Source organism: Candidatus Uabimicrobium amorphum (genome assembly GCF_009002475.1).
GTDB lineage: Bacteria > Planctomycetota > Uabimicrobiia > Uabimicrobiales > Uabimicrobiaceae > Uabimicrobium > Uabimicrobium amorphum.
On the sequence record NZ_AP019860.1, the window covers coordinates 1968490 to 1983236 of the forward strand.

Below are 14747 nucleotides of genomic sequence, written 5' to 3' on the forward strand. Positions count from 1 at the left end.
TCCAAAACAACCTTCCACAACCGCAACTATTCACATTTCATTTCACGTAGTGCTCTTCTTACTTCGGCTTCTAACTCTAAACTAGGCTCTTTCTCTAAAATGATTTGTAGCAACTTACAAGACCGGGGCGAACTTACATTTTTTAGAACTTTCACTATGGCACGAAGAATATCCATAGATTGTTCTTCTTTAAGAAGATTTTCAATAAACGGCAAGGATTTTTCCACAAATTTAGGCAAGGCATTGATGGCGATCTCTTTTAATTCTTCATCACTACGTACTAAAAGTTCGATATGAGAAAGTGAATAATTACCGCTCTGTAAAATCATCGGTAAAATGTCTTGTGGTTTGTCGAATTTCTGCAAAATATCGCGTAAAAACGCTAGGGCATTGCCATTCATCGCCAACTCTTCGAGCACAGCATATCTCACCACATCAGAAGCGTCATCAAACGCAGTAAGTAGAGGTTGTGTATCATTCGTAATCTTCGCCAATGTAATGTAAGCCTGTGCGCGAACATGCGCATTGCGATGTTGTTGCAAACTTTGTACGAGGGGTAACGCTTGTTTCATATGTAGGCGCTGCAATATCCTTAAGCATACATATTGTGTCTTAGGATTTTTATCTTCCACCATCTTGATAAGTAATTCTTTATATTCTTTGTTTAACCCACCATCTATCTTTGCCAAGGCCTCCATGGCTAAAATTTTTATATAAGACGATACACTCCCTTGTACCAAAGATTGTAATGTCTTACTTCCCTCTTTCATTTCTCCTAAAGCTAAGATAACAACGGCTTGTTCGTTCGTAAGTAAGTGAGGTAAAATTTGCTCCAGGGAACGCACCAACTGCGGTGATGCATTTACACGCCACAAATCTATAATCTGCTGATGATAAAAATGCGCGTCTTTTAGTAGCAACAACGTGTAATCTAAAGTAGATTGTGGTACACGCCCCATTTTTGCCAGACATCCCAAAATTTCACGACGCACTCGATCGTACAGGACATCCCCTTTTCGCGTTAATAGCTGCAAAAGTATTGGTCGTACTTTTGTTGTGGCTTCAACACCGACCTTTTCGATACATCGAATAAGTATTTGGTAAGTTGTCACGTTTATATCGTGGTGTGTTAATAATTTTGCAATAGTAGGCACTAGTTTTGGCAAACGTGGTACATCATTTACATAGGAAAGTATGTGCATAATTCCCTGTTTGACATAACGATTGTTTGTTGTTTGTAAATTTCGTAACAACAATGGCAAAAATTGCCTAGGTGGTACTTTGAGAAAAATATCTCTTTTCATATTTTTGAATTGAAGCTTATCTATCGCAAAAGAATGCAGCAAATACTCCATCGTTTTGATATCGATTTCTTGTCGTGGTTTGTTGTGTAGAATTTTTAGTAACGCCCTTCTGTTTTTGCGGTTATTTTTTAACTCCGCAATAACATGGGTGGTGCTGTTAGGAGAGAGCATCAGGCACAGCATGCCCAGATTAGAGACATTGATGCTTGACGATTGTAATTTTGCGAATAGTAAGGGAATCGCTGCATCAGGAAGGGTGGGAAAGTGTTTCAACAAATGCAATACTGTGGCAACAACACTGCGATTGTCATGACGGAGATATTTTTCTAACGCCAAATACGTCGCGATATCCGTTTCAAAAGTTGTATTTTTCATCACTTCAAGAATGAAGCGTTGATTGCTATTGTCGAGTTTGTCGAGAAGAGGCAAGACATTGCGTAGATGTGGTTGTAATTCGTTGAGAATACTACTTGCCACAAAACCAACAAAAGTATCCTCCACTAAAAACTGTAGTAGTCGCTCCTCGGCAAACCTTTTCTCTTGCATTTCACCGATTAAGTACACGCTAACAATGCGCACACGCCAATCTTCATGATTTAAATTTTCCAACAATGTCGGCCGATAGTTGGCAAGCGGTATATTCGAATCCGATACATAACGACGTATACGCTGCCGGCTTTTGCCTTTTCCTTCTTTATATACATCTGCCATAGTAACGGTTTGTGCTATTTCCACGATAGATTTTTGCAAAGAATTCGCTGAAAATGTGCTCCCGTAGAACAGCAATGTCGTCAAAACAAATATAAGCACCAAAATGGTCCGCCATTTTACAAAAGGAGAACGGGGTTTTGTTAATTTTGTCAATAGCAATGACCACTGATGTGTTTCACAAGAAACGAGATGTGGTACAGCAGACGCCTCATTAAAATTTACTTCTGCGACGGAAATGCTCTTTGTTGACAACGCTTCACTCAAGATTTGTGCGTCGTCACAATGAAGAACCAATGCCCGTGCGTTGTTTTTACATGCCGCGTGCCACTTATTGAGTAAAGATTCACGTGCTTCTTCTCGATCGTTTCCCGTTACTTTTTCCAACATGATCTTTTTTAAACCATACTGTTGTGGTTGTGCAACAAAAGCGCAGGAAATCAACAACAGCGGTACTTCGTAAGATCTGCCTTGTCGGTGGTACTGTGTAATTGCTAGGGCACATGCCGCAGAATCAGAGTAGCCAACATCGCAAAGATTATCAGGTCTTGTTTTGCTATTTGGCATAGGAATTGGCGTAAATTCGTAGCGACACTTCTGTTGGATCTCTGGTAATGCGCGGCGAAATACGTAGGCCGCTCCAGAGTTTTCACGTAGTCCAGAACCTTGTCCTCCTGTACAAAAGTGTGAATTTGCCACAACGACGCGTGTTATCGTGACAAAAGACAAATCTTTCTCCCCAGCATCAATGGGAAAACCGATGCGAAAATCCATAACTATTCCTCTTTGTTGTAGACAAAGTCAAGGCGGCAAATATTCTTTGCTTTATCGGCCACGATTTCCCACATGCCCCCCATGGCGATATCTCTACCGTAAAAAACTTGTTTTTCGCCATCGAAGAAAAATACATGTATTTCGATACCAAGGCGTAGTTTCACGGAACCACCACGTAAACTCATGTTTAAATCCTGTGTCACCGGGTCCCATTCGAAATGCAACGACATATCTTTGCCGTTGATAAATTGGTGAGGCACAGACATGTTTGGCGGTAAATTGTCCCTAGTGCCCGCCGCACGCCGTTCGCAAATTTGCTGTTGTTGTTCTTGCCCCTGTTTCCATAAAAACAGAATTCGCCCTTGTTTTCCGACAATGAGTTTGTTGTAGAAAACGCGAAAATAATTTGCGCGCATGTCTTCTTGGTTTTGTACTTCTCTAACAACATGCAAATACTCCCCGGGGTGCTTCTCGGCAAGGTACCACAAACACTCATGACTTTTATCTGCCAAAAGTTTGTGCTGTTTGTCGACACAAAAAGGGCAACTTAACATGTGGTACAACGTGTGGTAATATAAAAAAGGGTGTTGGCGTTTCACCACAGCAAAAGCTTCGCTCAGTAACTGGCGCTCTACAACGGACATAGAGTAGTCCTGCCAATTCTCGCATAGCGAAAAAAATTGCAGTTTTGTATAAAAGTGGTCACAACCAGGCTGTAAAATTTTTTTAATTTTCATCATAAACTTTAGATAAATTTTCGAGTATATCTTCTACCAAGCAAGTGTAATCATCGTCATTGAGTTTTGTTGACTGTTTTTCATGTAAGAAATTGGCAATACAAGTCTTTAAGACATCGCGTACACTATGGCGTGTTTCGCAACTCTCTAACGCATCACGACTATGCGTTTCTTCGATTACTTTTGGATCTACTGCCGTAGAAACCATTTGTGGGCGATAATCTTTGCTATATTCATATAACAAAGCACTAATATTAACGTCCCCAAGTATAGAACGCGGCGAATGAAAGCGATATACTTCCTCACAACTGTTACCAAATTCTATTTTTTCTCGCTTAAATTCCACTTGTAGATAAATAGCAAAGGCATAGGTGTTTTTTTCGTGCACGGCAAATGTCTTTTGCAAATACTCCACGAGTGTTATCTCGTTCCTGTAACTAGCGCTGATCACTTGCAGCATATCTGAAAAAAAGCGGTTTTTATTCACATGATCCGCGCAAAATAAAACTTCACGGTGATTAATTTCCGCGGTTTGCAGTTGAAAATTATGTCCCTTGGCCGCTGTCCAAAAAAAACCATCGTTGTCAAAAACATTGGCGGTTTTATCAAATTTCACAACGCAACTTTGTGCCGGTGATTTTACGGTATGCAATACCAACAGTGTATTGTTATCTACTCTACGTACACTAAAACGAGCGCGATTTTTGATATTGGGATCTGTTGGCCAAATGCATAAAAAAAGTTTTGTTGGTACAACACCTCTAAAGGCACTCACTGATACAGTACCACCTTGCAAACCACAATTCTTTAAACGACGAATGTAAGTTCTCATACTTTACTTAAGTATTCTCAACTGAGTTGAGAAATTCCTTTCGTTTTAAGCGCTTTTACAACATTTATCTATAAATATTCATCGTAACAAAAAATCAAAACAAAGATCTAGTTTTATTTGTCTTCGCCAAAACATGCCTAAAAATGTGACATATATTATGCAAAATAATCAAAATTAGGTTGAAAAACACCACAAGTAACCGTATAGTTACTAAAGTAACCTTTTAGTTACCATTTGGTTCATCTAAAAAATAATGGAGTGCTATAGATGACAAATAACGAAAGAAATCCTCAACAAACCAAACGCAAAATTCTCCGCGCGGCTTTAGAAGAATTTTGCGAGAATGGTTTTGATGGTGCTCGTGTTGACAAAATTAAGGACGAGGCTGGTGTTAACAAGAGAATGATATACCATTACTTTGGAAGCAAGGAAGGACTTTTTGAAGCTGTTTTCCAAAACCAAATTCTACTCTTAGACCAAATACTAGACAAAGCTCCGAATAACTCCATACGAGAAGAAGCAAAGCACTGGATGGAGCATAGTGACGAAATAAAGGGATTCTTGAAGCTAAGTTCATGGATAGAGTTCAGCGATTTAGACAAGCTCATTCACGAAAAGACAGATAAAACCAATCATTTCAAAAGGGCGGTGGCATTTTTTGACGAAATGCAAAAAGATGGTCTATTTTCGAAAGAAATTTCCCCAGATTTGTATTTGATTGGCCTGATGGCGCTCATTAGTTTCCCAATTGTTTTACCCTCTCTTGTAAAATTTATTACGGACAAAGATCCTGCAAGTAGCGAATTTAAAACAGGGTATTTTAAGGTAGTCGAAGAGATGACATCTCATCTCAAAAAATCATGAAAAATAAAAGGACATAGTGATGCGTACACACACTAGAAAACTATTAGAACTTAGCAGCTTATGCATCCTCGTTGTGACGTTTTGTTGTTCCTGCGAACAAAAGGTAGATTATAAAAATGAATTTTTAAAAACCGTTACCTGGATAAAGTTACAAAAACAAAAAAACACTTCCATGCGCAAAATGTCAGGCGTTGTTCAACCCGCTGACACAACAGATGTCAGTTTTGAGATGAGCGGCAAGGTGGCGGGAATATATTTTGATTTGGGAAAAAAATTCCGCAAAGGAGACCTGTTGGCCAAGCTAGATGACAGGATCATCAGACTCACTGCCAAACAGCGGCAGAATGAATATTTAGAAGCAAAAGCCAGCTTGATTGAATTTAAAGATGACTACAAAAGAAAAAAAGATTTAGTAAATAGAGGTTCCGTTTCAAAATCAGAATATGACATTGCCGTTGCCAAGTACAAAACCGCTATTCGAAGAATAGATATTGCCAAAGCACGATTAGAAATAGCTCGTGAAAACTGGAATGATACACACATTCGCGCCCCTTACAACGGGTCTATTTCCAAACGTTACATGGACCCTCCTAAATATCTCAATGCGGGAGAACCTGTACTGCAAATTCAAAAAGACCGTGGCTTAGAAGTTGCGATATTAGCCCCTGAAACCATCATCAATAACATCAGAGTAGGACAAAAAGCTCGGGTAATAATACCAGCCATCACCCGTAAAACGCTATTTTTGGGACGCGTCAGTAAAATAGGCTCCCGAGCCGAAAATGCCAATGCGTTTCCTGTACAAATTTCTCTCTTGGCAACACAAAAAGAAAATCAAATTAAACCAGGGATGTCGGCGCAAGTTGCATTGCGTTTTCCACAAACGAAAGTCACCAACAATTTATTTCGCGTTCCGATCACTGCTTTTGCCGCAGGAGAAAAACAATCGCACTACCTGCTTGTCATTCGCAAACAAAAGTATGGTGGACAACTACAAAGAATCCCTGTAGAGGTCAAAGAGGTTTTTGACCAAGAAGTCCTCGTAACAGGAAATCTAAAAACAGGACAGCGTATTGTCCGTACGGGCCTGAGTTACTTACGTCACGGTCAAAAAGTACGACTACTAGGGCAGCAGCAAATTCTTTACAACGAATAGACGGGGCATCACCATGAATTTATCTACTTTAGGTTATAAATATAGCCGTGTGTCTGTGGCGATTACGTTGATTTTAATGTTGATTGGATTTACGAGTTACTTTACCTTGCCTGCCCAAGAAGATCCCAAAATATTGGTGCGCGAAGCAGTGGTCACCACTGAATATCCGGGAATGTCAGCGGAAAGAGTAGAACTACTTATTACCAAGAAACTAGAAGAAGCCATAAAAAAACTCTCACAAGTCAAAAAAATAGAGTCTGTTTCTACTATAGGCAAATCCATTATTCACGTCACCATCAAAGATCGGTATTTTAATCTTTCGCAAATATGGGATGACTTACATCATGAAATTGAACAAGCAACCGTATATTTGCCACAGGGAACAACAAAACCCTTTATCAACGACGACTTTGATGATGTGGCCATTCTAACGGTGGCTTTGCTTTCCGATTCTAAAACGCAAATGGGAGAAAAATTTCGCATCGCTCAACACGTACGCGATATGATGCTCACCGTTCCGGGAACCAAAAAAGTCGATTTGTTTGGTGTACAACAAGAGAGAATATTTATCGAATTTACCAATAGCAAATTGTCACAGTTAGGCATTGCCCCCAACGCATTGATAAGAGAACTGCAAGAGCAGAACATCATTCAGTTGGGTGGTGTCATCGATACTTTGGGAAGATCTTTTTCTATTCGCCCTACAGGTAATTTTCAAAATATTGCCAGCATCGAACAGACACCGATATCTGTCCCTCCACAAGGTGCGTCCATTGCTCTTCGCGACGTTGCGACAGTCAAGAGAGGAACTGTCGACCCGGCGACACAAAAAGCGTATTTTAATGGACAACAAGCCATTGTGTTTGCCATTTACCAAGGAGATCGTTCTAATTTACTGAAATTCTCCCCCAAAATGGAAAAAATGCTCGCAAATCTCAACAGGGACATTCCCGCCGGTTATCAATTGGAAATTATTACGCGCCAGGCAGATCAAGTGGAAAAGGCGGTTTACGGTGTCACCGAAAGTGTCCTACAAACACTGGTAACGGTTATCGTAGTGGTGGTTATGTTTCTTGGACTACGCATGGGACTCATTGTCGGCTCCATCATCCCCGCAGCTATTTTGATTACGTTGGCTAGTTTAAAGTTCTCTGGAATGGCATTAGAGCGCATGTCACTTGCCACCATCATTATTTCCCTTGGTTTGCTTGTCGACAATGCGATTGTGGTTGCAGAGGACTTCAAAAAAAGATTGGAAGAAGGTGAAAGTAAAGACGACATTCTATATAATATCGGACGCACCCTTGCCATACCACTTTTGACTTCGTCGGCAACAACAGTTCTCGTTTTTATGCCTCTTATGCTAGGGGAAAGTGCGTCGAATGAGTACACACGATCTATTTCGTTGGTCATCCTATTTTCTCTAACCATCTCGTGGTTTTTATCGCTAGTCATTACCCCATTTCTATGCTATCATTTTATCCGCACAACACCCAAAAATCGCGGCTTAGAGTCATGGATGAACAGTGTATTTGAAAAATTGGGCGATGTATATGGAAAAATTCTGCGCGGCGTTATGCGATTTCGCGTTACGTTCTTAGTTAGTATGCTCCTAACTCTGGTTGCCTCCGTTTTTTTGATGAGCAAAGTACCCGTACGTTTTTTCCCCGATTCAAATAGGCCACAAATTCTTATCTACCTTGATCTTCCGGCGGGATCTTCTATTCGAGAAACAGAACGTGCCTTACAATTGCTCCACCAAAAACTCCAAGAAAAAAATCGATTTCCCCACATTCAGTCCTTCGCCAGCTACGCTGGTTTTGGTGGTCCACGCTTTGTTTTGTCCTTAAACCCCATAGATCCAGAAGACTCCAAAGGCTTCGTCATGATCAACGTCGATAAATTAAAAAACCTAAACGTGACGATTGATGTACTGCGTAAAATGTTTTTTGATGAATTTCCCAACTTGAGCGCCCGGGTAACAAAAATGTTTCTCGGCCCTTCTGACTCCTCTAAGATAGAAGTACAAATTAAAGGGCCAGATAAAGACTACATATACAAAAAAGCAAGTGAAATAGAAGATATATTGCGCGATATACCTGGGTCAATAGATATACAACACAATTGGGAAAATCGCATCGTGCAATTTAAAATTGAGATAAACCAAAGCAAAGCGCGTCGCGTAGGAATTACCTCACAGAATGTCGCAAATACTTTAAGGACCTATTTGTCAGGACGAAATATCAGTGAATTTTACGCTGGAGATGAAATTTTCCCTGTGGTTCTGAGAGCACAAAGTACAGAGCGCTTTCGGCCCTCGCAAATCAAGCATGTGTATGTTTACTCGGAAATGTACAAAAAAAGCTTTCCACTAATGCAAATTGCGCAAATCAAACTGGAAAATAGGTATGCGCGTATTGCTCGTGAAGATCTATTTCGTACTGTAACTATCGAAGCGAAAAATACGTTAATGACCGCTGAGGATATGGTGCCAATGCTGCGAACGAAACTACAGAGATTGGTCCGTGATCTTCCCCCAGCGTATACCATCGAATTTGACGGTGTTGTCCAAGACTCTCTAGAATCGCAACAAGCACTCAATGCCAATGTTCCTTTATGTGTAGGCCTGATTGTCATTTTGCTCATTGCGCAATTTAATTCCTACCGTCGCGCGACGATTATTTTTCTGACCATACCTTTTATTGTTATTGGTTCGGCAGTAGGTTTGATCGTGATGAAGGCCAATATAGGATTTATGGTCATCTTGGGACTGTACGCATTAGCGGGTATTATAGTAAACAACGCCATTGTCTTAATTGACCGTATCGACATCGATGCCGCACAACAAGGACTGAGCAACGAAGTGATTTTTCAAGCTTGTACACGCCGTTTTCGTCCGATTGTCATCTCTACCACAACCACGGTTTTTGGAGTGTTGCCATTAATATTAAATAAGACGCCGTTGTTTTACAGTATGTCAGTGGTCATTGCTTTCGGACTCACGGTGGGAACAGTGATTACCCTTGGCTTAGTGCCTGTTTTGTTTAGTTTATTTTTTCGCGTGCGTACCTAGGAGTTCACAACATGAAAATCAAAAATATATCTCTTTTTGTCGTTGCGACTTTATTATTAAGTTGTTCGATTGAAAAGCAAAGTGCCACGACACACATGCCACAGGTGCAAAAACTAGGAAAACAATTTGCCATGGAGACGTCAAAATCGCAAAAATTTCGAACAAGTGAACCAGTGGCCAAATGGTGGACGCAATTCAAAGACGATGATCTAACATATCTAGTGAACAAGGGCTTCAAAAACAATTTTGACATCAAGATTGCCATGGCAAACTTTCTCAAGTCGCGCGCCATAGTCGAAGAAGCGGGAACAGCCGGGTTACCAACTATGGATATACGCTCCTCTTATACACGCCAACAACTCAGCGAAGAAGGGTTTTTCGGTGATTTGCAAGAACTCGACATAAATCTCTATGATGTGGGTTTAGATGCGTTTTGGGAAGTGGATCTTTTTGGAAGGCTAGCGCAAAACAATAAAAGAGCGTTGGCCATCAACAAACAAGCGCTTGCCGACCTGGAACTTATTTCCATGACAATCACCGCAGAAATAGTACGAAATTACATTATATTGAGAGGTGAGCAGTATCTTTTGCAAATTGCCAAGCGCAACCTGGAGAACCAAAGCAAAATTTACACCACAGCTTTAGATTTATTTGAAAGTGGCCTAGGAATAGATTTAGATGTCAAACAAGCAAAATCAGAATTACGACTCATTGAAGCAAATATACCAACCATCGAAGCAAATATTGCGAGATCCATTCGCAGGCTCAGTGTTTTAACCGGTGACATTCCCACCTCTTTATTTACAAGATTACGTGAAGAGAAGCGACTGCCCGACATACCGCAGAGCATCGCCATGGGAAATCCCACCGATCTTTTACGCAGACGAGCGGATATCCAAAAAGCAGAACAACAGTTAATGCAGGCTTTTGCCGAATATAATTTAGCGTACTCGGATCTTTTTCCCAGGGTAACTTTAAAAGGTTCTATTGGCTTTATCGCAACAGCTTTCGGTCGTTGGCTCACTGCCGGGGCATTAGAAACCAACTTTGGACCTTCCATTAGCTGGAAAATACTCAATCTTCAACGAGTGCTTGCGCGCATTGACCAAAACGACGCCACGACAAAAAATAGAATATACTCTTATCAAAAAACTGTTCTCAATGCACTGGAAGAAACGGAAAATGCGATAGATAATTTTAGCAAAGAGGAGGTACGTCGCAATCATCTCGTACAGGCGGCACAAGACGTGAACTCTGCCGTTGACATTGCCCAACAAAGGTTTGAAAAAGGAATTGATCCCATCCTTAGAGTTTTAGATGTTCAAAGAAGTCAACTCAATATAGAAAGTCAGCTTGTCAGAAGTGAAACAAACCTTTGTTTACAGTTGGTCATATTGTACAAAGCATTGGGGGGAGGATGGTATTTGCCAAAGAGTACACGATAGGTACTTGGAAATTTAGGTATGAAATGGTAACCCATGATGAAAAAGGAAAAAAATGCGCTACGGAATTTGTAGTAATATTTGTGGCAACTTAGAAGCTTTTCACGCGGTCATAGAAACATTCCAGCAACACCATGTGACGGAATATATTTGTTTGGGAAATATCGTAGGACAAGCGGCGAATCCCAACGAATGCATAGATTTATTGCAGCAACAAAATTTTATAACCGTAGCAGGTATGCTCGACTATACCGCCGCCGGCCTCCTGGAGATGACGTACTGGGGAAGTGTTATCTTAAAAGAAGCTATGTTATGGACCCAGAGGCAATTGACACCTGAGAATATGAAATTTTTACACGATTTGCCTTTACAACACACAGTCGACAACATACTATTTTCACATGGTCACCCACAACACCCCGAGTATTTCGATTACGTACAAACAGTCGTCGATGCGCGTACAGCAATGACAAAAAAGCCACTTATTTTTACGGGCTGTAACCATGTCCCGTTGGTATTTGCTGGTTTTCCGGTAAACTGCGTCAGAAAACAACAACTATACATCGACGCAGATCATCACTATCTTATTGATGTTGGAAGCGTAGGAAATCCAAGAGACCGAGACCCGCGTGCTTGTGGTGTTATTTATGACAAAATCCGTGGTATTGTATCTATTCTTCGCGTTCACTATAATATCAATACCACACAACAAAAAATTCACAGCGTTGGTTTTCACGAATTACTTGCGGAACGTTTATCACGCGGTGTTTGATTCATTTACACAGTTGCCATTACCGTTACTAGTTAGAGAAGAATAGCATGAGAATATTTATAGATGCAGATGGTTGCCCCGTAAAACAGGAAGTGTATCGCGTTGCCCAACGTTATAAATTAAACGTTGTACTTGTCGCAAATACTTGGATGAAAACGCCACAAACCACATGGGCAGAATTTGTGATGGTGAACGACGACTTAGATGCGGCCGATGATTGGATTGTTGATAACGTAGCAGAAAACGATATTGTTGTCACCGCCGATATTCCTCTTGCCTCGCGGTCGTTAGATAAAGGAGCCTATGCTCTTAGTCATCGCGGACGCATTTTTGACGACGACAATATCAAAGACGCCGTTGCCACAAGAGATTTACAAGCTCAACTACGTGAAGCGGGTATGATGACACGTGGTCCCGCTCCTTTTCAAAAAAAAGACCGTTCGCGCTTTTTGCAAAGTTTAGATCTAGTCATTCAAAAAATTTATAAAAAAATGAAACGAAATAAATAGGAATTCGTTGGTATGCGATGCCCCACAGGGGCCCAGTGGGGGAGTAATCGGCGAAGCCGATTGTGGGGGCACCAAATACTAGCATATCCCTACACCAGAGAATTTCTATACCTAAGAACAAAAAAATGCCATCTTTGTGAAAACAAAGATGGCATTCATCGCATTCAAATCTATTTCATTTTTTTGTTGCAAACAAACTCTTACTTACGCGCTACCCAGCATATCTTGTAATTCGTTGCTTTTGTACATTTCGCCCATGATATCACATCCACCGACAAATTCGCCTTTGATGTACAATTGCGGAATAGTTTTCCAATCACTGAAATCTTTAATTCCTTGGCGAACCAAATCGTCATCTAGTACATTGATATCTTTAAAATTCGTTACTCCACAAGCTTTTAAAATCGCTACGGCTTGTGCACTAAAGCCGCACATTGGTTGCATAGCTGTACCTTTCATGTACAGTACAACTTCATTGCTTTCCACAGTTTCTTTTATTTCTTGTTGTACGTCGCGACTCATCATTCACCCTTTCTAAAAGTGACTCATTACTATTTCTTCTAGTTTTTCGCGTAGCGAATCTTGTTTTACAAACTCCAATACTTCCCCCACAAACGCTTGGCGTAATAAAGAGTGCGCTTCTTTTTCGCCAATGCCTCTGGCACGTAGGTAGAACATTGCACCTTCGTCTAGCTCTCCCACAGTCGCACCGTGGCTACATTTTACGTCGTCGGCGAATATTTCTAATTGCGGCTTGGTATCAACCCCAGCGTTGTCACTTAACAGTATGTTTTGATTTGACTGAAAAGCGTTGGTCTTTTGCGCATCTTGCCTTACCAGTACCTTGCCATTAAACACACCGCGTGCTTTATCATCTAAAATACCTTTGTAAAGTTCATTACTATTACAATGAGGTTTTGCATGATCGATAAAGGTATGATTGTCAATCAGCTGTTCATCTTTTCCAAGATATAGGCCGTAGAGATTCGATTCGATATTCGAGTCTTGTAAGTCTACATTGATATTATTTCGTACGATCGCTCCCCCCAGATCAACGCTCACCGAAGTGTAAGTGCTGTCTTTTTGTTGACGAATATTCAGAGTAGTGATTTGATACGCTTTTTTGCTTTCCATTTGCAGACGTACGTGCTGTACATGAGCATTTGCGGCGACAAATACGTCAGTAGTGATATTGTTGAAATACGCACTGTCTTTGCCATGGCGGTAAGTCTCCACAATATTGACTTGGCTATTTTCTCCGACATCAATAATGTTTTTGGCATTATGAATGAATTGTTGCTCGCTATCAGAAACATTGACCACAAAAATGGGTTTTTCCACTACCTTGTTTTTTGGTACTTGAATAAAAACACCATCTTGCAAGAGAGCGGTATTTAGTACAGAGAATATTTGTTCTTTGTCTGTCGTGTTTTCTACAAACTGAGTGACTTTTTCACCGTGCTTTTGTAGCGCACCTTTCACATTAGATACAATAATCTCTTCACTATTTTCGATATGGGAGAGTTCTTCATTAAATATCCCGTTGACAAATACCAATATGTTTCCAGGAGTTTCTCCCAGTATATATCCATCAATAGTTTCTTGAGAAACGCTACAATTTTCTTCTACGGTGTAACTTTTTTGAATGATCGGGTTTATATTTGTGTATTTCCATTCTTCATGGCGTCTTGTCGGGAACTCCAACTGCGAAAATGTATCAATTGCTTGTTTGCGAATATCTTTTAATGCATCTTCGTTCGCCATCTCATCGAAAATGGAAATAAAATGTTGTTTTGTTTTCATGGTATCCCTCTTATGAAGCGGCGGCGGCCTCTTCTTTTATCCAAGCGTAACCTTCTTTTTCCAATTCCAATGCCAAGTTTTTATCTCCTGATTTCACAATAGCACCATTGTACAAAACGTGTACAAAGTCAGGAACTATGTGATCAAGCAATCTTTGGTAGTGAGTAACAACTACAAAAGCGTTGTCTTCGCCGCGCAATTGATTGATCCCCTCAGAAACGATGCGTAGGGCATCAATATCTAATCCAGAGTCCGTTTCATCCAGAACCGCCAATTGGAATCCCAAGACAGCCATTTGCAAAATTTCATTGCGTTTTTTCTCACCACCAGAGAAACCTTCGTTTACTGCGCGACGTAAAAATTCGTCGTCGACCTCAACGAGTTTTGCTTTTTCACGCACTAGTTTTAGAATTTCACGGGCACTCATCTTTTTTTGCTCGTGGTACTCGCGATTTGCATTTAAAGCGGTTTTTAGAAAATTGATCATACTTACCCCAGGAATTTCCACAGGGTATTGAAACGCCATGAATATACCTTCACGTGAACGGTCTTCTATTGACATCTCTAGTAAATCTTCTCCTTTATATATGATCTCGCCTGCGGTTACTTCGTAATCTTCTTTTCCCGCAAGTACATTCGCTAAAGTACTTTTTCCCGAACCATTTGGCCCCATAATCGCGTGTACTTCGCCTTTGTTAATTTCTAAATTTAATCCGCGTAGTATTTCGTTACCTTCTACAGATACATGCAAGTTTTTAATTTTTAACATAATT

General features: G+C 40.5%; 12 protein-coding genes. 6 read left to right on the forward strand and 6 right to left on the reverse strand.

Going from position 1 to position 14747, the window contains the following annotated elements; genetic code table 11:
* Positions 1–26 precede the first annotated feature (26 nt).
* From UABAM_RS06965 to UABAM_RS06975, 3 genes are all read right to left on the reverse strand, one after another.
* Complete coding sequence (locus tag UABAM_RS06965; RefSeq protein WP_151967278.1) at positions 27–2786, reverse strand: HEAT repeat domain-containing protein; 2760 nt, start codon at positions 2784–2786, stop codon at positions 27–29.
* A 2-nt stretch (positions 2787–2788) separates the two neighbouring features.
* Positions 2789–3430, reverse strand: a complete 642-nt coding sequence (locus tag UABAM_RS06970) for a hypothetical protein (protein ID WP_151967279.1) — start codon at positions 3428–3430, stop codon at positions 2789–2791.
* Between the two features lie 82 nt (positions 3431–3512).
* Positions 3513–4355: a hypothetical protein gene (locus UABAM_RS06975; RefSeq protein ID WP_151967280.1), complete on the reverse strand. Its 843-nt coding sequence runs from the start codon at positions 4353–4355 to the stop codon at positions 3513–3515.
* 267 nt (positions 4356–4622) lie between these two features.
* Here UABAM_RS06975 and UABAM_RS06980 point away from each other — a divergent pair, with 267 nt between their 5' ends.
* The 6 genes from UABAM_RS06980 to UABAM_RS07005 are packed head-to-tail and all read left to right on the forward strand — an operon-like array spanning position 4623 to position 12171.
* Positions 4623–5219, forward strand: coding sequence for a TetR/AcrR family transcriptional regulator (locus UABAM_RS06980; RefSeq protein ID WP_151967281.1), 597 nt, complete (start codon positions 4623–4625; stop codon positions 5217–5219).
* 19 nt (positions 5220–5238) lie between these two features.
* Entirely contained in the window at positions 5239–6375 is a 1137-nt protein-coding gene (locus UABAM_RS06985) for an efflux RND transporter periplasmic adaptor subunit (RefSeq protein ID WP_151967282.1), read from the forward strand.
* 13 nt (positions 6376–6388) lie between these two features.
* On the forward strand, positions 6389–9448 hold the full coding sequence (locus tag UABAM_RS06990; protein WP_151967283.1) for an efflux RND transporter permease subunit: 3060 nt from the start codon (positions 6389–6391) through the stop codon (positions 9446–9448).
* Between the two features lie 11 nt (positions 9449–9459).
* The gene (locus tag UABAM_RS06995; RefSeq protein ID WP_151967284.1) at positions 9460–10893 is read left to right on the forward strand and encodes an efflux transporter outer membrane subunit; all 1434 of its coding nucleotides are present in this window, start codon (positions 9460–9462) and stop codon (positions 10891–10893) included.
* 52 nt (positions 10894–10945) lie between these two features.
* Complete coding sequence (locus UABAM_RS07000; protein ID WP_151967285.1) at positions 10946–11662, forward strand: metallophosphoesterase family protein; 717 nt, start codon at positions 10946–10948, stop codon at positions 11660–11662.
* 47 nt (positions 11663–11709) lie between these two features.
* Entirely contained in the window at positions 11710–12171 is a 462-nt protein-coding gene (locus UABAM_RS07005) for a YaiI/YqxD family protein (protein WP_151967286.1), read from the forward strand.
* Positions 12172–12375: 204 nt separating this feature from the next.
* Here the strand turns inward: UABAM_RS07005 and grxD are convergent, their stop codons facing one another.
* The 3 genes from grxD to sufC are packed head-to-tail and all read right to left on the reverse strand — an operon-like array spanning position 12376 to position 14743.
* The gene (grxD, locus tag UABAM_RS07010; protein WP_152021970.1) at positions 12376–12693 is read right to left on the reverse strand and encodes a Grx4 family monothiol glutaredoxin; all 318 of its coding nucleotides are present in this window, start codon (positions 12691–12693) and stop codon (positions 12376–12378) included.
* 12 nt (positions 12694–12705) lie between these two features.
* The gene (sufD, locus tag UABAM_RS07015; RefSeq protein WP_151967287.1) at positions 12706–13974 is read right to left on the reverse strand and encodes a Fe-S cluster assembly protein SufD; all 1269 of its coding nucleotides are present in this window, start codon (positions 13972–13974) and stop codon (positions 12706–12708) included.
* 10 nt (positions 13975–13984) lie between these two features.
* The gene (gene sufC, locus UABAM_RS07020) at positions 13985–14743 is read right to left on the reverse strand and encodes a Fe-S cluster assembly ATPase SufC (RefSeq protein ID WP_151967288.1); all 759 of its coding nucleotides are present in this window, start codon (positions 14741–14743) and stop codon (positions 13985–13987) included.
* Positions 14744–14747 lie beyond the last annotated feature (4 nt).

Bases quoted from the DNA above. Each gene is read 5' to 3' on its own strand.
- UABAM_RS06965 (WP_151967278.1), bottom strand. From the start codon at position 2,786: ATGGATTTTCGCATCGGTTTTCCCATTGATGCTGGGGAGAAAGATTTG.
- UABAM_RS06970 (WP_151967279.1), bottom strand. From the start codon at position 3,430: ATGTCCGTTGTAGAGCGCCAGTTACTGAGCGAAGCTTTTGCTGTGGTG.
- UABAM_RS06975 (WP_151967280.1), bottom strand. From the start codon at position 4,355: ATGAGAACTTACATTCGTCGTTTAAAGAATTGTGGTTTGCAAGGTGGT.
- UABAM_RS06980 (WP_151967281.1), top strand. From the start codon at position 4,623: ATGACAAATAACGAAAGAAATCCTCAACAAACCAAACGCAAAATTCTC.
- UABAM_RS06985 (WP_151967282.1), top strand. From the start codon at position 5,239: ATGCGTACACACACTAGAAAACTATTAGAACTTAGCAGCTTATGCATC.
- UABAM_RS06990 (WP_151967283.1), top strand. From the start codon at position 6,389: ATGAATTTATCTACTTTAGGTTATAAATATAGCCGTGTGTCTGTGGCG.
- UABAM_RS06995 (WP_151967284.1), top strand. From the start codon at position 9,460: ATGAAAATCAAAAATATATCTCTTTTTGTCGTTGCGACTTTATTATTA.
- UABAM_RS07000 (WP_151967285.1), top strand. From the start codon at position 10,946: ATGCGCTACGGAATTTGTAGTAATATTTGTGGCAACTTAGAAGCTTTT.
- UABAM_RS07005 (WP_151967286.1), top strand. From the start codon at position 11,710: ATGAGAATATTTATAGATGCAGATGGTTGCCCCGTAAAACAGGAAGTG.
- grxD (WP_152021970.1), bottom strand. From the start codon at position 12,693: ATGAGTCGCGACGTACAACAAGAAATAAAAGAAACTGTGGAAAGCAAT.
- sufD (WP_151967287.1), bottom strand. From the start codon at position 13,974: ATGAAAACAAAACAACATTTTATTTCCATTTTCGATGAGATGGCGAAC.
- sufC (WP_151967288.1), bottom strand. From the start codon at position 14,743: ATGTTAAAAATTAAAAACTTGCATGTATCTGTAGAAGGTAACGAAATA.